The following is a 22,416-nucleotide window of genomic DNA, read 5'->3' as shown; positions in this document are numbered from 1 at the left end:
ACTTCGCCAACAACCATAGCGCATCTCGAAATCAGACACGCGCCGGTTGAAGTAAGCTTTTGACCGGCTTTGCTCTTCCTTTCAGCTTCTCAATGCTCCGCGGACACGGCCCGCCGGTCGCCCAGTCCAGCAGTTCGACGGTATGGACGATCGGCACGGGACTTCCCTCCATAAGCTGCGAGAGGCATCCAATGTTCCCGGTCGCGACGATATCGGGCGCGACGGCTTCGATATTCGCGCATTTCCGGTCGCGCAGCTCGGCGGAGATCTTGGGCTGCATGAGGCTGTAGGTGCCGGCGGACCCGCAGCACAGATGGTTCTCCGGCAGGTCCACGACGCGGAAGCCCGCCTGGGCCAGAAGCTCGCGAGGCTCGGCGTCGATCCCCTGACCATGCTGAAGCGAGCATGGGGACTGATAGGCGACGGTGAGGTTGGTCCAGACGCTGGGGGCTGCGAGCCCCACCCGCTCCATGAACTCCGAAATATCCTGAGCGAGATAGGCAACCTCGGCGGCGCGCTCGGCATAGCCCTGATCGCGGGCAAGCAGGGTGCCGTAATCCTTCAGCATGGTGCCGCAGCCCGACGCGGTCACCAGGATCGCATCGAGGGGGCGTTCGCGCATCTGCTCCGACCACGCATCGATATTGCGGCGGGCCTGTTCGCGAGCGCCTTCGTCCTGGCCGAGATGATGCTCCAGAGCGCCGCAGCAGAACTGATCTTCGATGAAGACGACCTCGACGCCGTGGCGTTCCAGAAGCCGCACCGCCGCATCGTTGATGGAGGGCGCGAGGTTCTCCTGCACGCAGCCGCGGAGCATTGCCACACGGGCGACCCGGACCCGGTGCCTGGCGTCCGCGTCCTTCCGGGTCGGCACGGTGAGGCGCGGAAAGCCCTTGGGCACCATGTTGAGGGCCGCCGCTGCGCCGTGGAAATTGAGCTTCTCCAGGACCGGCTTCAGGGGCTTGGCCATCCAGCCTGCCAGCAGCATGAAGCGGAAGCGCTTCGGATTGGGCAACGTACGGCCCAAGGCCCAGCGTTTCAGGCGCTCGTGCCAGGGGCGCTTAATGGTCTCATCGATGCGCGCACGGGCGAGATCGACCAGATGCATGTAGTCTACGCCGCTGGGGCACGTGGTCATGCAGGACAGGCATGTAAGGCAGCGGTCGAGATGAGTGACGACGGGCTCGGTCACCTCGCCACTCTCGAACATCTCCTTCATGAGATAGATGCGGCCGCGCGGCGAATCCCGCTCATCGCCGCCCAGCACGTAGGTCGGGCAGGTGGCGGTGCAGAACCCGCAATGGACGCAGCGGCGCAGGATATCGTCGGCGGCGACGATATCGGGCTCGTGCAGTTGTCTGAGGGTGAAGTTGGTCTGCATGGCCGCTCGGGTCAGATTCCTGAATACATGCGCCCGGGATTGAGAATGCCCGCCGGATCGAAGCTGGCCTTCAGCGCGCGAGTGATCTCCATAAGCCGCATCTCGAGCGGCTGAAAAACATCGGCGCTGGCGCGGATACCGGGCTCCGCCCTCACAAGCGTCGCGTGACCTCCGAAATCGGCAAGGATCCGCCGCATCTCAACCGCGCTGGCATCGGAGCTGGGTCCCGTCTCCAGCCAGACAAGCCCGCCGGACCAATCGTAGAGCGCCTTCAGATCGATGGTATGGCGCAAGGCTGCGACAAGGTCCGCCGCCCGGGACGGGGCGGTGGAGACTCGCCATAAGGGGCGGTCGGCGGATTGTAAAGGTTTGACCTGGCGGATCTCCGCCCAGAAGCGGCGGGACCGGTCGCCGGAGAGCTCAGTCATGTCTTCGAAGGCGGCGAATTTCTGCTTCAGCTTGGCGGCACGATAGCGGACGGCGCCTTCGAACCCCTCGACCCGGAGCGCGGTGACAGCATTCTTCTGATTGCGCAGAGACTTGTCGGAGAAGCTAGCGCCCAAGCCCGGCTCCAAATGGACGGAGCCTGACACCTCATAGGGACTGCCCATGGCCTTGCAGAGAAGCTCGATGGCCGCGGCCTCAGGGATATCGAAGAAGAGCAGCGTGGTGGATTGCTCCGGCTTGGGCAGCACCTTCATGGTGACCTCGGTCATGACGCTCAAGGTCCCGCAGGAGCCGGTGAGCAGCTTGCTGAGATCGTAGCCCGTAACATTCTTCATGACCCGGCCGCCGGCCTTGAAGGCCTCGCCGCGGCCGTTGACGGCCTTCACCCCCAAGATGTGATCGCGGGCGGCGCCGGAGAGAACCCGGCGGCTGCCCGACAGGCCGGTGGCGAAAACACCGCCGATGCTGCCCTCGCCCGGCTTGCCGCCGAGAATCGCGGGCATGTCCAAGGGTTCGAACGCAAGCTGTTGGCCGTTCTCGTCGAGCAGTGCCTCGATCTTGGTAAGCGGCGTGCCGGAACCGGCGGAGAGCACCAGCTCGCTCGGCTCATAAAGGGTGACGCCGTCGAAATTCTCAGTGCTGACCACGGCGGCGGTCTGCACGGGACGTCCATAGCCGAGCTTGGAGCCCAGCCCGCGCACCTCCACAGGCAGACCCTCCTCGGCATAGCCGAGCAGCAGATCGGCGAGATCCTCGACGGTCTCCGGTGCGTGAAAACGTGGCTGCATGGGTCACAAAAGCTCGCGCGCGGCTAGCGGGAAGACCTTGGCCGGGTTGAGCTGCCAGTCGGGGTCGAAGACGCTTTTGACGCGCATCATCTGGACGAGGTCGGTCTCGGTGTACTGCACCGGCATGAGGTCGCGCTTCTCGATGCCGACGCCATGCTCGCCGGTCAGGCAGCCGCCGAGCTCGACGCAGACTTTGAGGATCTCTGCGCCGCAGGCCTCGGCCCGGGCCAGCTCGTCCTCTTCGTTGGCGTTGTAGAGAATGAGCGGATGAAGATTGCCGTCGCCGGCATGGAAGATATTGGCGACGTCGAAGCCGAAGGCCTGGCAGATCTCGGAGACCCGCATGAGCGCCTCGGGCAGCTTGGAGAGCGGGATCACGCCATCCATGCAGAAATAGTCGGAGAGCTGGCCGATGGCGCCGAAGGCGGATTTTCGGCCCTTCCAGATGGCCGCGCTCTCTTCCGAGCTTTCGCTGATGCGCTTGTGCTGCAGTTCGTGGTTTTCGGCGATCTCGGCGATGCGCTCCAGGAGCAGCGACACCTCCTCTTCGGAGCCTTCCACCTCGACGATGAGGATGGCCTCCACATCCAGGGGGTAGCCGGCATGAGCGAAGTTCTCGCAGACATGGATGGCGGGCTTGTCCATGAACTCGATGGCGACGGGCACGATGCCTTCGCCGATGATGGCGGCAACGCAGGCGCCTGCGGCTTCCGAGGACGGGAAGCCCAGCAGCATGGGCCGAGCGATCTCCGGCATCTTGATGAGGCGAACGGTCGCTTCGGTGACGATGGCGAGCTGACCTTCTGAGCCCACCATGAGCCCCATGAGGTCGTAGCCGGGCTGATCGAGATAATCGCCACCGATTTCGATCACCTCGCCGTTCACCAGCACCAGCTTGAGGCCGAGAATGTTGTTCACGGTCACGCCGTATTTCAGGCAGTGGGCGCCGCCGGAATTCATGGCGATATTGCCGGCCAGCGTGCAGGCGAGCTGGCTGGACGGATCGGGCGCGTAGAAGAAGCCGCGGGACGCGACCCCTTGAGAGATGGCGAGATTGGTGATGCCGGACTCGACCCGGGCAACGCGATTGTCCTCATCGATCTTCAGCATGCGGTTCATGCGCGAGACGCAGATCACGAGGGCGTCTTCCGAAGGCAGCGCGCCTCCGGAGAGCGAGGTGCCGGCGCCGCGGGCGACGACCTTGATGTCGTTCTCCCAGCAATAGGCCATGAGAGCGCTCACCTCCTCGGTGCTGCCGGGAAGCGCCACGGCGAGCGGCATGCAGCGATAGGCGGTCAGCGCATCGGTTTCGAAGGTGCGGCGGCCCTCCTCGTCGGTGATGAACACCGTGTCGGGGGCGCGCGTCTTCAACTGCTTCAGGATCTCGTCCCGGCGCGACATGACGGCGGGATCGGGCTGCAAAATCGCAGGATGGGCCATGGGTTCGGTTTTCGCCTATTCATTGGACGCGGGCCAGCTTTCTTTTCGCCGGCCGCCCGATTTTTCCAACGTTTTGGGCTAGTCCGCGGATCCCTCGTCCGGCGCGTCTTCAGCATCCGTGCTCGCCGTCAGCGGTTCCGCGGTCTCGCTTTGCGATCCTTCGAGGCCCGGCGTCTGGCGGGCGCGGAAGGCTCTGAGGTCGTCGAGGACCTCGGCGAAGAATTCGTCCCGGCGGGCCTCATCGGCGGCGATCTCCTCCCAGCTCTGCCGGAAGGCCTTCAGAAGCGGCGCCGGCCAGGTCTTGATCTCCACCCCTTCGGCCGCGAAGCCCTTCAGGGCGTCGCTGGCAAGGACCGGGTTTTCGGCCATGGTGTTCAGCAAGGTCGCCCTGCAGGCGGTCTCGATCCAGCTCTGCTGGCGGTCGCTGAGGGCATTCCAGCGGTCCTTATTGATCAGAAGCTCCATCACGGTTTCCGGCTGATGCCAGCCGGGCACGTAGACGTATTTCGCCGTCTGTCCGAGATTCGCCTGCGCATCGACCGCCGGAGGATAGAACTCCGCCGCATCGATCTCGTCGGACTTGAAAGCTTCGGTGAGCTTGCTGCCGGGCACGAGCGCGGGCACGGCGCCAAGGCGGCGCATGACGAGCCCGCCCTGGCCGAAGATGCGGATGCGCAGACCATCGATATCGTCGGGGGTCTGGAGCTGCTTGGCGTACCAGCCGGAGGTCTCCGCCCCGCCGAAGGCGCAAGGCAGCACATGCACCGACAGCCCTGCTTCGTCGTACATCTCTTGATAGAGCCTCAGCCCGTCGCCGCCATGGAACCAGGCGGCATAGCCGGCCGCGTCGGGACCGAAGGGGAAGCCCGCGAAGAGCGAGGCGGCCGGCAGGCGATCGGCCCAAAAGCTCGCCTTGGAGAAGGCCGCGTCGACCTTCCCTTCCGAGACCGCATCGAGCAGATCCTGGGGATCGGGGCCCTCGCCCGGCTGCAGAATGGAGATGCGGAGCGTCTTACCCGAGAGCTTCTGAGTGAGCAGCGCCCAGTCGCGGGCAGGCTTGCCCAGGCCCGGTAAATGGGTGCCGTAGAGCACTGGCATGGTGAGATAGACCGGAGCGCCCGCCGTCTGCGCGAAGGCGGAATATCCTCCGTCCAGGGTGAGCGCGACCGCGAGGGCCAGCGGCGCAAAAGCCCTCTTGAGCCCTTTTTGGAAATCGAAGCGAGATCGGGCCGGCATTGCTTCCCCCCAATCTGGAATCGCCCGGCGGTGCGGTTCGCTGACGGGGAGACTACATCTTCCCCTGCCCGCTTCGCCACCCGGGGGCTTGAGTTGCCAACGTGAAATCCGACCGGCACCGGAAGTACGGGGAATTGGTCTGATTCAAATTTCCTGCAGCCTTGCGGGCGATTGCTTTATGGTCCCGTTGCAGGCATGAAGTGCCTGAAACTGGGACTTTAGCGAAAATGGGCCAGGGATGACGGCCGACCAATCGAACCCTGAGCAAGAAGAGGCTCGGCCGCGCCAACTGCTGGGGCGGTTCTCGTCGTGGATGGTCGAGAGCCCGCGCTGGTTCAAGCGCTGCCTGCTCGTCGCCAACGACGTCTTCATGCTGACCTTGGCGCTATGGAGCGCCTATTCGCTGCGCCTCAGCGAGCTCTACATCCCCGACACGCCCACGCTTTGGCTGATCTTCATCGCCGCGCCCTTCATCGGGGTGCTCACCTTCTACGCCCGCGGGCTCTACAAGCTCGTCACCCGCTTCATCGGGCCGGAAGGCACCACACGCATCTATCTCGCCGTGATACTGGCGGTGCTATTCTGGGCGTTGCTGGTGCTGATGCTGTCGCCTACACCGCATCCGCGCTCGGTCATCATCATTTACGGGCTGATCGCCGCCGGCTTGATCCGCCTCAGCCGGCAATGGGCCGGGTCGGCCCTGCTCCGGGCCCTGCCAAGCTATCGCGGCGTCAGCTTCGACGAGCGCTCCCGTGTGGTGATCTACGGCGCCGGCGCCACCGGCGTGCAGCTTCTCCGGGCACTGAACGAAGCGGAGATGCACAAGATCATCGCCTTCGTCGATCCCGATCCCAGCCTGCAAGGCCAGTACATCCACGGCGTCCGCGTCATCAGCCACGAGAAGCTGCCGAAGATCATCCGGCGCGAGGGCGTGCAGGAGGTCATGCTCGCCCTGCCCCATGCTCGGCGGAGCCAGCGGCGGGAAGCGCTCGCAGCGCTCGAGCCGTTCCCGGTCGAGGTGAAGACCGTGCCCGATCTGGAGGCCATCGCCTCGGGCCGGGTCGAGATCAGCGATCTGCGCCCCATCGACGTGGAGGATCTGCTCGGCCGCGATCCGGTGGCGCCCGACACGGAGCTGATCGCCAGCCATGTGCAGGACAAGGTGGTGATGATCACCGGCGCCGGCGGCTCCATCGGGTCGGAGCTGACACGGCAGCTTCTCTCCTACGAACCGAAGACCCTGGTGCTTTTCGAGCTCTCCGAGGTGGCGCTCTACGAGATCTCCATGGAGATCGAGGCGATCCAGCAGAAGCGTGGCGGCGCGATCAGCCAGACGCGGGTGGTCACGGTGCTGGGCTCGATCCTCGACCGGCGGCTGGTGAACCGGACGATCGCCGAATACGAGGTGGAGGTGATCTATCACGCCGCCGCCTACAAGCATGTACCCATCGTGGAGATGAACGCCTTCGCCGGCATTCAGAACAACACGTTCGGTACCCTGGCGCTGGCCGAGGAAGCGCTGGAGCTCGGGGTCGAGCGCTTCGTGCTCATCTCGTCGGACAAGGCGGTGCGCCCGACCAATGTCATGGGGGCGAGCAAGCGGCTTTCGGAGCTGATCCTCCAGGCGCTCTCGGAAGAGCGTGAAGGCTCGACCATCTTCACCATGGTGCGGTTCGGCAATGTGCTCGATTCCTCCGGCTCCGTGGTGCGCCGGTTCCGCAATCAGATCGAACAGGGCGGGCCCATCACAGTCACCCATCCAGAGATCATCCGCTATTTCATGTCGATCCCGGAAGCAGCCCAGCTCGTGATCCAGGCGGGCGCCATGGCCACCGGTGGCGAGGTCTTCGTGCTCGACATGGGAACCCCGGTGAAGATCGCCGATCTCGCCCGCACCATGGTCCGCCTTTCGGGGCTGCAGATGCGCGACGAGGCCAATCCGGAAGGCGATATCTCGATCGAGTATTGCGGGCTGCGCCCCGGCGAGAAGCTCTACGAGGAGCTGCTGCTGGGCGAGAACACCACGGGCACCGGCCATCCGCGCATCTTCAAGACCCACGAGCCCGTGCTCTCCCTCGAAGAGCTGGAAACCGCGCTGGAGCGTCTCGACGACGCCATGCAGCGCCACGACGAGCCCGATCTTCAGGAGTTGCTCCGTACGACCGTTGAGGGGTACGACCAGTCGGGCGCGGGCCACACGCTCTCCACCATTCCCGATTGGCCCACCGTCTCGCGCACGGTGCACTAGGCCATCAGTTCAGCCGGTTCTCTTGTCATGACAGAGGTAGTCTTGCTCTCGGTCGTCGTCGTGGCAGCCTGCGCGCTGCTGACCGCCGGGCTGATCGTGCTGCTGAAGCCGACCCTGAACAGGCATTTCCTGGCCATCCCCAACGAGCGCTCCTCCCACGGCCAGCCCGTGCCGCAAGGGGCCGGGATCGCCATGATGGCCGCGATGCTCGCGGTTTATGTCGCGCTTTGGCTGCTGGACCATCTTCAGGTCGACCCGCCCTGGCCCCTGCCCGTGCTGGGCGCTGCAGTCTGGCTGACCATGCTGGGCGCGCTGGACGACGCGGCAGACCTTCCGATCCTCTGGCGCCTCGCGGGCCAAGCCGCGGCCGCCATCGTCATCGTGTTCAATCTGCCGGAAGGGTTTCAGATCCTGCCTGAGGTCCTGCCCGTCACGGTCGAACGTTCGCTCCTGGTCATCGGCATCATCGCCTTCATCAACGCAGTGAACTTCCTGGACGGGATCGACTGGATCACCGTTGCCCAGACCGTGCCCATGGCGGCGGCGGTCATCGTCATGGCCTTCATGGGCGCGGTGCCGGACAATGTCGGGCTGATAGCCCTGCTGCTGTTGGGCGCCACCCTCGGCTTCGCCGTCTTCAACAAGCATCCAGCGCGCATCTTTCTGGGCGATGCCGGGAGCCTGCCCGTGGGGTTGCTCCTCGCCTGGATGTTGATCTTCGTGGCGCGGGCCGATGTGGAGGCGGCTCTCATCCTGCCGCTCTATACGCTTGCCGATACGGGCGTAACGCTGATCCGCCGAGCGCGCCAGGGCGAGCCGCTCTGGGTGGCCCACCGCTCCCATTTCTATCAGCGGGCGGTGATGCTGGGCTTCAAGGCGCCCGATGTTACCTTGCGGGTCTTCCTGCTGGGCTGTCTGCTGGCCGCGCTCTCCATCGCCGCCGTCGAGGTGGAGAGCTTCGCGATCGATCTGGCGCTGCTCGCCTTCGGCGCGGGCGCCACCGCTTTTCTTCTTCGTCATCTCGAAAGAGGCCGTGCATGACCGGAACCGTACTCGTCACCGGCGCCTCGGGCTTCGTCGGCCGTCAGCTCGTCCCCGCCTTGCGGGATGCGGGCTGGACGGTCCGGGCCGCGTGCCGGGATCCGAAATCTCTTGAGTCCATCGATCGCATCGAGACCGTGGCCCTGCCCGATCTCGGCGAGACGGTGGACTGGGCGCCGTTGCTGGAAGGGGTGACCCATGTGGTGCATCTCGCCGGCGTCGCCCATGTGCCCGTCTCGGAGGAGGACGAGCGCTACGACCGCATCAATACGGACTCCGTCGCGGCGCTCGGCGCTGCCGCCAAGGGCAAGGTGAAACGCATCGTGCTGATGTCGTCGGTCCGGGCCCAGGCCGGGCTTTCGGCGGAGCACCCGATCACCGAGACGGACGAGCCGCAGCCGACCGATCCTTACGGACGTTCGAAGCTCGCCGCGGAGGCCGCGCTGAAGGAGAGCGGCGTGGAGTACACCATTCTCCGCCCGGCCGTCGTGTATGGGCCCGGGGTGAAGGGAAACATCGCCTCGCTGGCATCGCTCGCCCGCACGCCCATGCCGCTTCCCTTCAACGGGCTAAAGAACCGGCGCTCCCTGCTCGCCATCGAGAACCTGATCGAAGCGGTGAAGCTGGCGCTCACGGAAGACGCGGCCCGCAACGAGACCTTCCTGGTCGCCGATCCGGATCCGATCAGCGTCGCGGGGCTCGTCTCGGCCATGCGCGAAGGGCTCGACCGCCAGCCCCAGCTCGTGGGCATGCCGCTCGGCGCGGTGAAGCGGATCATGAAATCCTTCGGCCGGGAGGCGGATTGGGACCGCATCTCCGGCAATTTCATCATCGACAGCAGGAAGCTCCAGGGGATCGGCTGGGACCCGCAGATCGAGACCCGGGACGGCATCATGAAAATGATGGCGGCGGAAGGCGCGACCCAGAAGCTCTAGTCCGAATCCTTGCCGCTCAGGATTTTCCGGTAGAGGGCGACCGTCGCCTCACCGATGGCGTCGGCGGAGAACTTCTCCTCCACCCGGGCACGCGCATTGGCGCCGAGACGATCGCGAAGCTCCGCGTCCTTTGCCATGCGGTCCAGGGCCTTGGCCAGCGCTTGGGGATCGTCGGGCGGCACCGTGATCGCGGTTTCGCCGTCGATGGCGATCTCCCGGCTGCCGGGCACATCCGTGGCGACCATGGGCCGGCCGCAGGCCGCCGCCTCCAGCAGCGTCTTGGGAAGCCCCTCTCCCCCGCTCGAAGCCAACACGGCAAAATGGGCCTGCGTCCAGACCTCGCGCACATCCTCGACATGACCGAGCCAGTCGATCCCGAAAGCGGAGGCGAACTCGGTGAGCTGTTCCGGCGCGAGCGAGCCCGGGTTTTCCGGATCGCAACGTCCGGCCAGCAGCAGCTTGAATTCCGGGTACGGGTCGCCGAGCGAGGCATAGGCCTCGATCAGGGTCGGCACGCCCTTGATAGCGAGCATGCGGCCAACATAAGCCGCGGTGACCGGCTCGGGCGGAACGGGCAGCGGCACGAGCTTGTCGGTTTCCACGCCGGAGCCCGGAATGAGCACGATCCGGTCCTTCGCCACGCCGAGACCTTCCACTAGCTCGCCGTCGTCCGGGTTCTGCACAACGGTCCAGCTCCGGTCGCGGCGAAGTAGCCAGCCGAGCAGGCCCGCAATCAGCGGCCGGGTGAACTGGACGCGCTTGTTCTTGTCGGCAAAGACGGCGCCCCGCCCGGTTAGGCCGTTGACCACCCGGTCTTGCCCCGACAGCAGCGCGGCGAGGCCGCCGATCAGGATCGGCTTCATGGCCACGTTATGGAGGATGGCCGGCTGGAGCTCTTGGATCAGCGCCCGGAGACCGAAGGCCGATTTCATCAGACCGATGGGCGAGAACGAGCCTCGCTTCAGGGGCAGGTGGTGGGGAATGAATCCTTCGGCGCGGATCGCGTCCTCGCCCTCGTTCAGCCGTGTCGCGACATGGACCTCGAATCCGGCGTCGCGCGCCGCTCGCGCCATGGGCAATCGGTGGGAGAGGAAATACCAATCCTCGGTGACGGCGAAGAGGATTCGCTGGGCCATGGATGCGTTCATCCCGCGAAGCGGCGCGGGAGGCAAGTGGTTTGGCAGCGGATCTGGAGGGTGCGTCTGTGTCGCGGTAGCCGCGACCGTATTGTCATGGAACGCCTGCTAAGGCTTGGCGTTGTGAGGCTGACTGTTTTGACCCAAGAGGAGGAAACTATGAAGAAGCTTCTATCGTCGACCGCGATCGCCCTGCTGATGACGGGCGGCGTGGTGCTGCCGGCCTACGCGCAGGACGACATGGAGACCGAGAAGCCGGCCGCCGAGGCGAAGACGGAAACGCCGGCGAAGACGGAAGAGACGAAGACCACGGTCAAAGAGGCGGAGACGACCGTGGAGCTCCTCAAGACGCTTCCGGAGAAGTCCCGTCCGATCAGCGAGTACTATCAGGAGCCGGTCTACGGGCCTGAGAAGAACCAGGTCGGCGACACGAACGATCTCCTCATCGACGAGAACGGCGAGGTCACCACGGTGATCATCGGTGTCGGTGGCTTCCTGGGTGTCGGCGAGAAGAACGTCGCCATCCCCTTCGATGCGCTGCAGCTGACCGAGAACGAAGACGGCGAGACCATGATCACGCTGAACGCCACGAAGGGCGCGCTGGAGCAGGCGCCCGGCTATACGTTCGACGACGAGGCCCGAGCCTGGATCCCCGCCGGCGAGGCGCGCCAGTCTGAAGCAGTCGAAGCGGAAAAAGAGCAGAACAAGGAAGCTGCGAAGGACGAGAGCAAGGAGCCCATGGCCGACGAAGAGCCGGCCGATGCGGACGCGAAGGCCAAGAATGTCGACACGCCGGCGGACGACACGGCCAAGCAGCCTGTTGGCGATGAAGAGCCGGCTGAGGAGAAATAACGCCTCCGCCTTCGCTCAACGACACCAAGTCTCTACCGAGACGCAAAAAGGGCCGGATCGCTCCGGCCCTTTTTCTTTGCTCCGATGCCCGGCACGTTACCGGGCTCGATCACAAGGCTCGATGTACCTTTTGAGGTGGTACCGCTGACTGGATTTGAACCAGTGACCTCTTGATCCACAATCAAGCGCTCTAACCAACTGAGCTACAGCGGCCCAAGCTCGACATGTCCTTGGAAGGTGCGAAACCTAGGGGCTGAAACGGCTGCTGGCAAGCGTCGTTGCGCCGCCCCGGACGGAAATTCACACCCTCGGCCTACACCCCGCCTTCAGGGTCTTTTTAGCGCGGGCGGGCGAAAAAGAAAAAGGCCCGAGCGAAGAACCCGGACCTAAACAAAAGAATACACAGAACGACTTATGCCGCGGCTGCTTTTAATGACGTTGTGGGCCGTTTGGCGCCGGCCTCATGCAAGCCGCTGGCACTGGTTTTATGCGCCAGGCATCTTCTCGAAAGACTTCGAGAACTGGCTCTTGATCGGCTGGGACGCATCCTCGGCCACCTTGGTCGACAGGGCACGAAGCTCGCCGGCCTGATCGGACAGGGTCGAGAGCTGCTTCTGCATGAAGGCCTGCTGCATCTTGGCGACCTCGGAGAAGTCCTTCGCCTCGGTCAGCTTCTTAGCGAAATCGAAGCCCGAATTCATGTTCGACTGGAAGATGTCGAGCAGCTTCTGCTGGAAGGCAGAGGCTCCCTGGCCATATGCATCGAACGACTTTTCCCAGGCGTGCACGGTCTCTTCCATGTTGCCCTTTGCCATCTCGTAGCCCTCGCGGGTCTGAGCGACGGCCTTCTCGGCCATGGCGCGCATGCCCTCAGGCAAGCCGCTTTCGAAGGTGGACGCAGCGCGGTTCGCCGCATCTTCCATATTTTCAGTGGTTTCTTCGGCCATATGCTTGACGTCTTCTGTTGCATCCTGCGGTGTATAGGAATCACTCATATCGGTACCTCCTGGGGGTTGAAGGATCGACCGGCTCACGAGGGAGCCGGCATTTCGACCATCCTGCAGTTTATATTGCACTGCAATATATATATTGCTGCAATGCGATGTACACAAGACGACAACGGCCGCCTGTGTGGGAAAGGCGGTCTTTCAACACCTTTGGAACTCGGGAAGACTTTACTAAATTTAGTGGGTAGACTGGGCTAGACGCCCAATGCTTGAGGCGTGTTAGTAGGGAAGACGAGTAAGCATCCGCCGTTCGGTCATGCGATTTCCGAAAATAAATTTTCGGGCCGGGCGGTCTGATGGTCACGCGGACGATGCATAAATCCCTTCACCAGCAGAGCGATGAGGTCGAAGACGACCGGGAAGCGCTCGAGCATATCGCGCGTGCCCTAAGCCAGCCGTCAGCGAATGGTGTGCCCCAGGCCGGGCCGCGGCAGGAGAGCGAGATGCCTGCAGGCGCGCTTGCGAGCAGCACCCTGGTTGCGATGGTCGATGCCCTGCCCTCGGCCATCGCGGTTCTAGGGGATGGCGAACTCTTGCACTGCAATCCCGCCTTCGCCAATGCGTTCGGCTATCGCCGCATCGACGAATTGCTGGAGGCCGGCGGTCTCGATGCCATCGTGCCGGCCGGGCTTCAAAACGCCGAAACCGTGCCGGCCCCGTCGGACGATCATCTCTCGCAGCTCCGCATCGATGCGCGGACCTCCGGCCATCGCCATCTCAAGCTTCTGGTGGAACTCGTTCCGCTGCAGGCCAATCCGCCCTTGCAGATGCTGCGGCTGATCGATCAGTCGGCGACAGACGAGCAGCCCGTGCCGGTCGCGCCAGAAGTGTCTGCCGAGCCAGGAACGACCGCCGAGGCGGAAACGCCGGCGGAGCCTGAGACTAATCCCACGGAATCGGAACCCGCTGCAGAGTCCCAGGACGAGGAAACCGCGCCGCCCGAGGCGGCGGAGGACGCGGAGGCGGCGTCTGCGGAACCGGCGGCGAATGCCGCTCAGCAACTGAGCTTCCTTGCCAAGGTGAGCCACGAGGTGCGCACGCCCCTCAACTCGATCCTCGGCTTCACGGAGCTGATGATCGGGGAGAAGCTCGGCGCCATCGGGAACGCCCGCTACAAGGGCTATATCGAGGACATCCATCAGAGCGGGCGCTACGCCCTGAGCCTGCTCAACGACCTGCTGGACCTCTCCAAGATCGAAGCGGGCGAGTTCGAGCTCGATTTCACCGCCGTGGATATCGACGAGATCGTCGACGAATGCCTGCATCTGCTTCAGCCCATGGCGAAGCGGGAGCAGATCCTGCTGCGGGTCTCGCTGGATCCGGACGTTCCTGCGGTGATCGCCGATCCGAGACGGCTGAAGCAGATCTTGCTCAATCTTCTCTCCAACGCCATCAAGTTCACCCGAAAGGGCGGCCAGGTGATCCTTTCGGCGAGCAAGACCTCGACCGGCGCGGTGCGCATCCGCGTGCGTGATACGGGCGTCGGCATGACGGCGGACGAGATCCAGCTCGCCATGCAGCCCTTCCAGCAGCTCGACACCACGCCCCGCAAGCAGAACGGCACGGGGCTCGGCCTGCCGCTCACCAAGGCCCTGATCGAGGCCAACCGCGCCCACTTCATGCTGACGAGCGAGGCCGGGGTGGGCACCTCGGCCGATGTGATCTTCCCCAAGGAACGGGTCGCCGAGACACGCGACTGAAGCCCTTCGAAGCTGAATTCCGCAGCCAGACCAGTATTTTAGAAGTCTTCTAATGTATTGTGCGGTGCGGCTTTAGCGTTGACCTTGGCGTCGATTCCGCTTTAATCGGAAACTCAAAGTCATATTTTGTCGCCTCTGGCGTCTCGGGGCGGCTTGTCCGATATCGGGGCCTTGAACCCCGTCTATTGGAGGAAGGTCATGAAACGCGCATCGATGCGCGCAGCGAACCGCTGCGGCGGTCTGCGGGCTGCCACCCGAACATGTCTTGCTGCGACGATCGCCGTCGCCCTTGCTGCGACCACGCTTGCTTTCACCGCGCCTGCGGCCTTTGCCGCGCCGGAAGACGGCGGCGAGGTCAATGTCTATTCCTATCGCCAGCCGGAGCTGATCGAGCCGCTGTTCGCGCGCTTCACGGAGAAGACCGGAATCGACGTCAATGTCGTATTCTCCGGCAAAGGCCTGATTGAGCGCATCAAGCAGCTCGGCCCCGCGGCGCAAGCCGATCTCCTGCTCACGGTCGATATCGGCAATCTCAGCCGCGCCGTGGAGGAAGGCATCGCCGAGCCGGTGACCACCGAGACGTTGGAAGCGGCTGTTCCGTCTGAATACCGCGCCGAGGACGGCAGCTGGTGGGGTCTCACCCGCCGGGCCCGCGTCGTCTACGCCTCCAAGGAGCGTGTCGATCAGGACAGCATCACCTATGAGGAGCTGGCCGATCCGAAATGGGAGGGACGGATCTGCATCCGCTCCGGCCAGCATGTCTACAACGTCGCTCTGGTCGCCTCGATGATCGCCCATCACGGCGAGGAGAAGACCAAGGAATGGCTGGAGGGTGTGAAGGCCAATCTGGCGCGCAAGCCCGCCGGCAACGACCGGCTTCAGGTGAAGGGTGTCTATGCGGGCGAGTGCGATATCGCCATCGGCAACACCTATTACATGGGCGTGATGCTCACCAACGACGAGGAGCCGGAGCAGAAGGAGTGGGCCAACTCCGTCGACATCCTGTTCCCCAACTCAGGCGCCCGCGGGACCCATGTGAACCTCTCCGGTGCCGTGGTGGTGAAGGACGCGCCCCATAAGGAAAACGCCATCAAGCTCCTCGAATTCCTGGCCTCCGAAGAGGGGCAGGAGGTCTATGCGGAGATGAACCACGAATATCCCGTGCGCGAGGGCGTGGCGTGGTCGCAGCTGGTGGAGTCCTGGGGCGATTTCGAGGCCGACGAGCTTCCGCTTCAGGAGATCGCGAAATACAGAGAGCGCGCGAGCGAGCTGATCGACGAAGTCAATTTCGATGAGGGGCCCAGCTCTTAAGGGTGGCAAAGATGAGCTTCTACAACAAAATCGACGGTAAGGGCCTGCAGACCGCAGGACAGGTGAAGATCCCCCGGCGCGAGGGTGCCGAGTGGCTGGTGGGCGTCGGCTTCCGATGCTGGCTGGCCGGCTACGACACCGGCGACATCGCCTGCTGGGAGACCGGCTGGAACGAGTATAACCGGGCGCTGGGGCCGGAGCGGGCCAAGCGGGCCGTAACCGAACTTGCCTGCTGGGTGCGCGCCCTGCGCGGCTGCGCCTCCCGCAAGATCGAATACTACCCGTATGGCTGCGCTGGGTTCTGCCCCGACGAGTGCATGGCAATGTCGCTGATCGCGGCCTCCCAGCATCACCGCTGCCCGGCCATGCAGGCCTGCGCGCTTGCGCTGACGGGCTCGGATCTGGTGGATCCGGTGATCGAGGCGGCCAACGCCTTCGGCGACGTACTCCAGGAAGCCGATCAGCGGCTCAATCCTGAGGCCGTGACGGCCTTGTCTGCCATCTCGCGGAGCGCCTCGCCAGTTGCGAGCGCGGCAGGCCGGGGCTGACCGGCCCGTCTCATCCGATCTTGCGCCTTTCGGTGCTGGCCGTCATCGCCATTGCGGTGACGCCCATCCTTGCCGTGCTCACTGTCGCCCTGACCGGCGGGGGCGGTGAGAATGTCTGGCCGCATCTCGCCGCTTACGTTCTGCCCCACGCGGTTCGGACGACGCTTCTGCTGATGCTGGGCGTGGCGGTGCTGACGCTGACCATCGGCGCGGGCACGGCTTGGCTCGTCACCATGTTCCGCTTTCCGGGCAGCCGGTTCCTCACCTGGGCCCTGCTGCTTCCGCTGGCGGTGCCGACCTACATCGTCGCCTTCTGCTATCTGGAGCTTTTCGACTATTCCGGCCTGATCCAGACGGCTTTGCGGGCGGGCTTCGGTTGGCAAAATGCGGGCGATTACTGGTTCCCAGACATCCGTTCCCTGCCCGGCGCGATCCTGCTCATGAGCGCCGTGCTCTACCCTTACGTCTACCTCACGGCACGGGTGAGCTTTCAGCAGCAATCGGTGGAGATGCTGGAGGTGAGCCGGACGCTCGGCGCAGGACCCGCCGCCACCTTCTGGCGGATCGCACTGCCGCTCGCCCGACCGGCCCTCGCCGCCGGTGTGGCGCTGGCGCTGATGGAGACGGTGAACGATATCGGCGCGGTGGAATTCCTAGGCGTCCGGACGCTGACCGTCGCCGTCTACGAGACCTGGCTGTCGCGCAACAGCCTGAGCGGCGCGGCCCAGCTCGCTTCCGTCATGCTGCTCTTCGTGCTGGCGCTGATCTTTCTGGAGCGGGGGTTGCGCCTCGGCCGGCGCTTCCATGCGCTCAGCAATAGCAGCCGCCCGCCGGTGCAGGCCGAGCTGACTGGCTGGCGGGGTGTGGGCGCTTCCATCGCCTGCTTCGCGCCGGTCGTGCTGGGCTTCGGGCTGCCGGGCTTCATCCTGCTCCGCTCGGCCATCGCTTATCTCGACACGGCCCTCGATCCGGATTTTCTCGATGCGGCGAGCCATAGCCTCATGCTCTCCGCTCTCGCCGCCGCAGTTGCGCTCCTCTTCGCCCTCGTCCTCTCCTACGGGCGCCGCATGCTGTCCTCCCAATCGCTTCGGACGGCCGCGCTAATCCCGGCGCTCGCCTATGCCGTGCCCGGCACCGTGCTGGCCATCGGGTTGCTCGCGCCTCTCGGCGCCTTCGACCGGTGGATCATGGAGACGGGACGCATGATCACCGGCGATGCGGTCATGCCTTTCTTCACCGGCACGGCCGCGGCCCTGGTGCTCGCCTACAGCATCCGGTTCCTGGCCGCCGCCTTCGGCGCGGTCGAGACAGGCTTCTCCAAGATCTCCGAAAACATCGATGCGGCGAGCCGGAGCCTCGGAGCTTCAGCCCAAGCGACGCTGTGGCGCATCCAGCTTCCGCTGCTGCGCCCGGCCCTCGCCGCCGCGGCCCTGCTCGTTTTCGTGGAGTCCATGAAGGAGCTGCCGGCGACCTTGCTGCTGCGGCCCTTCAATTTCGAGACATTGGCCACCCATGTCTTCACCCTCGCCTCCCTCTATCGCTACGAAGAGGCGGGGCTTGCGGCGCTCGTCATCGTGCTGGCGAGCCTGCTTCCGGTGCTCATTCTGCACAGGGTGATCGTGGCTAGACGGGCTGATGGCGGCATTGCGCCTGTGGACAAATCGGCGCTTCCCGCGACCCTCGCCTAGACTTTGCAGCCTTGGCGCGTAGACCCCGTCATAATTCGCGGGGGCCGGGCTCGCTATTGCGATCCCATCCGGGTTACAAGCATTGTTAATGTAGCGTTTTTCGCGCGCGCAAGCGTCGAGCAAGTTGGAGTGCACGAATATGAAGCCGCGGCAGCTGCCATGGAAACGGCTTCTGCTCAGTCTCGTGGGGCTCTGCCTGATCGGGATCGGCTTGCTGCCCTGGCTGATCGGCGACACATCCACTTTCGGCGATCGGATCGCAGCCAAGCTGGAGCATTGGACCGGCGCCGAGGTCGAGCTGACCGGTCCCGTGGAGCTGCGCTACTTCCCGCGCCTGTCCATCGACAGCGGCCTCACCATTCGCAATCCGAAAAGCCCGACCCTGCCGACGGAGCTGACATGCGAGCATGCCCGCATCGCGCTGAGCCTGCCGCATCTTCTGCTCGGGCGGCTGGTGGTGCAGTCGATCAATCTGATCGAGCCTGAGATCACCTACGAGCAGCCGAGTGCGCCGGGTCCTGAAGGCTGGCACCGGGCAGAGGCCGCGCTGGTCAAGATGCTCGGCAAGCGTCCCTTCCATGTGCTCCGCACCAAGAACGGGACGGTCCGGTTCGTCAGCCCGACGTCCACCTCGCGCATCGAAAATCTCACCCTGAAGCTCGATCTCGGCGACGGAAGCGAGCGCACGGACGGCTTCGGCACGTTCGTCTGGAAGGGCGAGCTTGTGCGCTTCACCTACGAGACGGGGTTTGATGCGGAAACCATCCGCACGGCATCGTCCGAGACGCCCTCGCCTCTCAATGTCAGCATCGAGTCTGCGCCCTTCTCCGCCACCATCGACGGAGCGGGCGTTTTCGATCACGGGTTCGCCATGGAAGGCACCATGAACGCGACCATCGCCGATCTGCGCGACTTCCTGCGCTGGGTCGACATCGCCGATCTCGACGGGTCCGGCCTGAAGGACATCTCCCTCTCGGGTCCCTTTCGCCTGAGCGACCGGACGCTGATCTTCGAGGACGGCCATTACGCCATCGACGGCAACAGCGCGAGCGGGCTGCTCGCCATCGGGCTCGGCGGGGAACGGCCCCGGGTCGAGGCGACGCTTGCCTTCGACACGCTGAGCCTCGACCCTTATCTCGGGCCCGTCGAGGAGACTGTCGCGCCGGACGATGGGGAAGAGGAGACGGCCTCGACGGAAACCGCCGCGGCACCGCCTCCGCCCGCCGAGGATCTCGAACCGCAGGAGCCGGTGCGTCCTATCTTCGACTGGACCATGGTGAAGCTTGCCGATGCGGATCTTCGCTTCTCGGCCAACACCATCGCTGCACGGGATCTGCGCTTCGGCGGCGGCGCCTTCACCATCGCCGTCCAGGACGGCATCGTGATCGGTGATATCGCCGATCTGGAGCTCTGCGGCGGTCTCGCCAGCGCGCGCTTCACCCTGAACCTCACCGCCCCCACGCGCGATGCGGATTTCGCCGCCCGGCTGGAGCAGGTCGATGCCAGCCCCTGCCTACAGCTTTTCGCCCTGGATGTGCCTTTGGAGGGGCGCGCCAATCTCAAAGGTCAGTTCAAGACTACGGGCCAAAGCTGGGGGGATTTTCTGCATCAGGTGAGCGGGAGCATCGAGCTTGACGCGAACAATGGCAGCTTGCCCGTCGACGTCGGGTCGCTTATGTCGGAAGACGTGCCGATTGAGAAGGTGGGCTGGGCGCCAGCCCCCGCCACGAGCTTCGGCAGTCTGAATGCGAGCTGCCGCATCGCCGCGGCGCAGATCTGGTGCCAGAGGTTTTCCATGGAAACGCCGCAAGGTCCTGTCTCCGGGTCGGGGAAGATCGACTTCGCCAGCAGCAGTCTCGACTGGGACGTGATGCTTCCCATAGCGCTGACCTCGACGAACGAGCCGCCGGCGCCCCAGCCGCTGCGAAAGGTGACCTTGCGCGGCCCGATCGACGCGCCGGTTATCAGCCGGGATGGGACGGCACCCTCCGCGACCCTGCCCGCAACCTCTCAGCCGATTACGCCGAATTGACCCGCCCGATCTCACAGACCCGGTGGCGGAAGACCGCCGGCGCGCTTCTCGCCGCCTCGGTCTCGACCGTGCTGATGGGCCAGGCGCCCGCCGTGCAGGTGAAGGAGGATCCGCTGACCGTGGTGACGTGGGACGGCGCGTATGAAGATTCCCAGCGCATCGCCTATTTCACACCCTTCACGAAGGACACCGGCATCCCAATCAAGCCGGAGACCTATGACGGCAGCCTCCAGGCGATCAAGAAGGCCATCGCCAAGAAAGGCGCAGCCGATGTCATCGACGTCTCCTCCGGCGTGCTGAGCAAGCTGTGCGATGCGGAGCTGCTCGCGCCCATCGACGTCTCGAAGCTTCCGCCGGCCGCCGGCGGCGGCGGTCCGGACCAACAGTCTCCCGATACGTCCGCGCCTGAAACCACGGCGTCCACGCCAGTGGAGGCAGACTTCATTGACGGTGCTGTTTCGTCCTGCGGCGTCGCCAGCGTGGCGTGGGCCGCGACGGTGGTCTTCGAGAAGGAAGGCTTCGAGGGGAAGGCTCCCACAAAGGCGGCGGATTTCTTCGATCCGGAAGGCTTCCCGGGCAAGCGCGCCCTGCCCAAGGGACCGCGCTACACGATGGAGCTGGCGCTGATGGCCGATGGGGTTCCGCCATCGGAAGTCTATTCGACGCTGGCCACGGAAGCCGGACAGACCCGAGCCTTCGACACCCTGAACAAGATCCGCACCGACATCGTGTGGTGGTCGCGGCCCGGCACGCCGTTACGGCTGATCCGTCAGGGCAAGGCGGCCATGGGGATCGCCTATACGGGCCGTATCTTCCGCAACGCCGTGGAGGCGCCGTCTCAGGTCGGCATTTTGTGGGACGGCCAGATCTACGATCTCGACCATTGGGCGATCCCGAAAACCTCCAGCCGCAAGGGGCAGGCGGCGGAGTTCATCGCCTTCGCCAGTCGTCCCGACAGGCTGGCCGCCCATGCAGCTCTCACCGCCTACGGCCCGGCGCGCCCGTCGGCCATTCCGCTGGTCGGAGACCATCCGGTCGTGGGAGTGAAGATGGCGCGCTTCCTGCCCACCGCACCAGATAACTTCGAGAACGCGCTGCATTTCGATCAGGGCTGGTGGGACAAGCACGGCGAAGAGGTCGAAGAACGCTTCGATGCGTGGCGCCAGGGCCGCAGCACGGCCGCCAATCGTGCCGAGCCGGACGACGAGGGCAATGATGCCCCGTGACGGCGGCATGAATTATTTTTGACGCTCCCGCTTGCCTGTCACTGAACCGCAACAGACGATACTCGCACACTTGAAGACGCGTTCTGTCTTCGTCTCAGGCGTTCGACGGCCGATCGATCCGGCACGCCCCTCCACGTAGCTGGAAGCGATTTTTGACCGTAGCTTTCTACGGGGCTGATGAAATTTGCGGAATCGCCTTTCGGCTGTTTCCCGCATTCGCGCACCGCCCCGACCCGCGCGCCGATTCTCTTTCCCGCGCCGATCAGCTCTCATCCTATATCCCGTTAGACGACGGAAGCGTCACGGAGACAAAAATGCATTCCGGGGTGATCGAGAGGTTTGCGTTGGGATGACCGATGCGTCATTTTGATCCTTAGAGAACGTGCTCGCGTGAGATGAGTTGAGCATCCTTCTCTCAGAAATCTGAGACCAAAGAGGGCTGGGGCCGCCCAGATCAGCCGTTTATCGGCTCACTCTGACGGTCCTTGAGGCAAGAAGCGCACTGTCGAGCGGGGTCGGCAGTGCGTTTCTCTTTTGGGCTCCCGTGCGGGTCCAGGCGCCCGTCAACCGCGCCCCGCTCTTTCAGAAATTCCGATAGACATTGAGCGCGAAATAGCCGCTGCCAGTGCTTTCCAGATAGTCGCCCGTCACACCGCCGGAAACAGTGAGCTGTGTCCGAAGCACTTGGAACTGCACGAAGGCGCCGCCGCGTCCGCCATCGTATTCCCGGTTTCCCAATGGCCCGCCTTCCAGCCCCACGGTAAGCTTGGGCGAGTAGCGATACCCATAGCGGGCGAGGCCCCAATATTCGTCGAAAGCGCTGCCGTAGGACGCATCGACCGAGACGAAGCTGCGTGGGGTGAGGTCGAACCAGGTTTCGGCTTGAAGCCGGACGCCCGAGGCGCTGCCCTGGACCGAGTTGCCGGGATCGTAGGGCACGATCACATGCTCCTGATATTCGGCGCCGGCGAAGAGCTTCGCCGTCAGCCTGCCCCGCTGCATCTGATAGCCCAGCATTCCAGTGATGAAGCCATGACGGCCGTCATAGATCGTGACACCACTTTCGTAGTCATAGCGGCCGAGACCGCCGACGGCACGGCCCCGCCAGCCCGGCTTCCAGAGGCTCTTACCGAAGGCGGTGCCGCCGCCGAGATAGGTGCCGGCGGAATTGCCGGTGATATCGACGCCTGAGAAGGTTTCCCAGGTGGGCTCGCGGGGAACACTTTCTGGATCGGCGTGGGCCGGGGAGACGGTCAGCGCCCAAAGGGCGAGTGCGCAAAATACGGATCCCCAAAGAGCTAATCCCCGGAGGCTCATCACCCCCAAGAAGCAAAATCGCACCAGCCTCATGGGCCGGTGTCCGGCACCTGGCTGCCGGATTCTCATGACGACACCACTCA

At 64.4% G+C, this 22,416-nt stretch carries 17 protein-coding genes and 1 tRNA gene; 10 read left to right on the top strand and 8 right to left on the bottom strand.

Annotated features, from left to right (window positions below):
• Positions 1-31 precede the first annotated feature (31 nt).
• The 4 genes from glcF to ACFQ2F_RS14570 all read right to left on the bottom strand — a co-directional run bounded on the left by glcF (position 32) and on the right by ACFQ2F_RS14570 (position 5,292).
• Entirely contained in the window at positions 32-1,381 is a 1,350-nt protein-coding gene (gene glcF, locus ACFQ2F_RS14585) for a glycolate oxidase subunit GlcF (RefSeq protein ID WP_379091299.1), read from the bottom strand.
• Positions 1,382-1,392: 11 nt separating this feature from the next.
• Positions 1,393-2,616 (bottom strand): glycolate oxidase subunit GlcE, encoded by a 1,224-nt coding sequence (glcE, locus tag ACFQ2F_RS14580; protein WP_379091297.1) that lies wholly within the window; start codon positions 2,614-2,616, stop codon positions 1,393-1,395.
• A 3-nt stretch (positions 2,617-2,619) separates the two neighbouring features.
• Positions 2,620-4,056, bottom strand: coding sequence for an FAD-linked oxidase C-terminal domain-containing protein (locus ACFQ2F_RS14575; RefSeq protein WP_379091295.1), 1,437 nt, complete (start codon positions 4,054-4,056; stop codon positions 2,620-2,622).
• A 78-nt stretch (positions 4,057-4,134) separates the two neighbouring features.
• The gene (locus ACFQ2F_RS14570) at positions 4,135-5,292 is read right to left on the bottom strand and encodes a TRAP transporter substrate-binding protein (RefSeq protein WP_379091293.1); all 1,158 of its coding nucleotides are present in this window, start codon (positions 5,290-5,292) and stop codon (positions 4,135-4,137) included.
• 238 nt (positions 5,293-5,530) lie between these two features.
• Here ACFQ2F_RS14570 and ACFQ2F_RS14565 point away from each other — a divergent pair, with 238 nt between their 5' ends.
• From ACFQ2F_RS14565 to ACFQ2F_RS14555, 3 genes are read left to right on the top strand one after another with little or no spacing between them, the layout of a single operon-like run.
• Positions 5,531-7,540 (top strand): polysaccharide biosynthesis protein, encoded by a 2,010-nt coding sequence (locus ACFQ2F_RS14565; RefSeq protein ID WP_379091291.1) that lies wholly within the window; start codon positions 5,531-5,533, stop codon positions 7,538-7,540.
• Between the two features lie 27 nt (positions 7,541-7,567).
• Entirely contained in the window at positions 7,568-8,581 is a 1,014-nt protein-coding gene (locus tag ACFQ2F_RS14560) for a glycosyl transferase (RefSeq protein WP_379091289.1), read from the top strand.
• A complete protein-coding gene (locus tag ACFQ2F_RS14555; protein WP_379091287.1) occupies positions 8,578-9,516 on the top strand; it encodes an NAD-dependent epimerase/dehydratase family protein in 939 nt (312 codons plus the stop codon). Before ACFQ2F_RS14560 ends, ACFQ2F_RS14555 begins: the two co-directional genes overlap by 4 nt.
• On the opposite strand, the gene ACFQ2F_RS14550 is transcribed toward ACFQ2F_RS14555, so the two are convergent.
• Positions 9,513-10,652: a glycosyltransferase family 4 protein gene (locus tag ACFQ2F_RS14550; protein ID WP_379091285.1), complete on the bottom strand. Its 1,140-nt coding sequence runs from the start codon at positions 10,650-10,652 to the stop codon at positions 9,513-9,515. The genes ACFQ2F_RS14555 and ACFQ2F_RS14550 overlap by 4 nt on opposite strands.
• A 159-nt stretch (positions 10,653-10,811) precedes the next feature.
• On the opposite strand from ACFQ2F_RS14550, the gene ACFQ2F_RS14545 reads away from it, so the two are divergent.
• Positions 10,812-11,504 carry a PRC-barrel domain-containing protein gene (locus ACFQ2F_RS14545; protein ID WP_379091283.1) on the top strand — a complete coding sequence of 231 codons (693 nt, stop codon included), beginning with the start codon at positions 10,812-10,814 and terminating at the stop codon, positions 11,502-11,504.
• 136 nt (positions 11,505-11,640) lie between these two features.
• Here the strand turns inward: ACFQ2F_RS14545 and ACFQ2F_RS14540 are convergent.
• Both ACFQ2F_RS14540 and ACFQ2F_RS14535 read right to left on the bottom strand, forming a co-directional pair.
• Positions 11,641-11,717 (bottom strand) — tRNA-His (locus ACFQ2F_RS14540).
• Between the two features lie 272 nt (positions 11,718-11,989).
• Positions 11,990-12,499: a phasin family protein gene (locus tag ACFQ2F_RS14535; protein ID WP_379091281.1), complete on the bottom strand. Its 510-nt coding sequence runs from the start codon at positions 12,497-12,499 to the stop codon at positions 11,990-11,992.
• A gap of 323 nt (positions 12,500-12,822) precedes the next feature.
• Here ACFQ2F_RS14535 and ACFQ2F_RS14530 point away from each other — a divergent pair, with 323 nt between their 5' ends.
• The 6 genes from ACFQ2F_RS14530 to ACFQ2F_RS14505 all read left to right on the top strand — a co-directional run bounded on the left by ACFQ2F_RS14530 (position 12,823) and on the right by ACFQ2F_RS14505 (position 21,016).
• Complete coding sequence (locus tag ACFQ2F_RS14530) at positions 12,823-14,211, top strand: PAS domain-containing sensor histidine kinase (protein ID WP_379091279.1); 1,389 nt, start codon at positions 12,823-12,825, stop codon at positions 14,209-14,211.
• 198 nt (positions 14,212-14,409) lie between these two features.
• Positions 14,410-15,522 (top strand): Fe(3+) ABC transporter substrate-binding protein, encoded by a 1,113-nt coding sequence (locus tag ACFQ2F_RS14525; protein WP_379091277.1) that lies wholly within the window; start codon positions 14,410-14,412, stop codon positions 15,520-15,522.
• An 11-nt stretch (positions 15,523-15,533) separates the two neighbouring features.
• Complete coding sequence (locus ACFQ2F_RS14520; protein ID WP_379091275.1) at positions 15,534-16,070, top strand: hypothetical protein; 537 nt, start codon at positions 15,534-15,536, stop codon at positions 16,068-16,070.
• A gap of 20 nt (positions 16,071-16,090) precedes the next feature.
• Positions 16,091-17,758, top strand: coding sequence for an ABC transporter permease (locus ACFQ2F_RS14515; protein ID WP_379091273.1), 1,668 nt, complete (start codon positions 16,091-16,093; stop codon positions 17,756-17,758).
• A gap of 139 nt (positions 17,759-17,897) precedes the next feature.
• Positions 17,898-19,790: an AsmA-like C-terminal region-containing protein gene (locus tag ACFQ2F_RS14510; protein ID WP_379091271.1), complete on the top strand. Its 1,893-nt coding sequence runs from the start codon at positions 17,898-17,900 to the stop codon at positions 19,788-19,790.
• On the top strand, positions 19,787-21,016 hold the full coding sequence (locus tag ACFQ2F_RS14505; RefSeq protein ID WP_379091269.1) for an extracellular solute-binding protein: 1,230 nt from the start codon (positions 19,787-19,789) through the stop codon (positions 21,014-21,016). Before ACFQ2F_RS14510 ends, ACFQ2F_RS14505 begins: the two co-directional genes overlap by 4 nt.
• A gap of 582 nt (positions 21,017-21,598) precedes the next feature.
• Here the strand turns inward: ACFQ2F_RS14505 and bcsS are convergent.
• Entirely contained in the window at positions 21,599-22,333 is a 735-nt protein-coding gene (gene bcsS, locus ACFQ2F_RS14500) for a cellulose biosynthesis protein BcsS (protein WP_379091267.1), read from the bottom strand.
• Positions 22,334-22,416 lie beyond the last annotated feature (83 nt).

Source organism: Methyloligella solikamskensis (assembly GCF_042676065.1).
GTDB classification, from domain to species: Bacteria; Pseudomonadota; Alphaproteobacteria; order Rhizobiales; family Methyloligellaceae; genus Methyloligella; species Methyloligella solikamskensis.
This window is presented reverse-complemented; position numbering and strand designations above follow the sequence as displayed.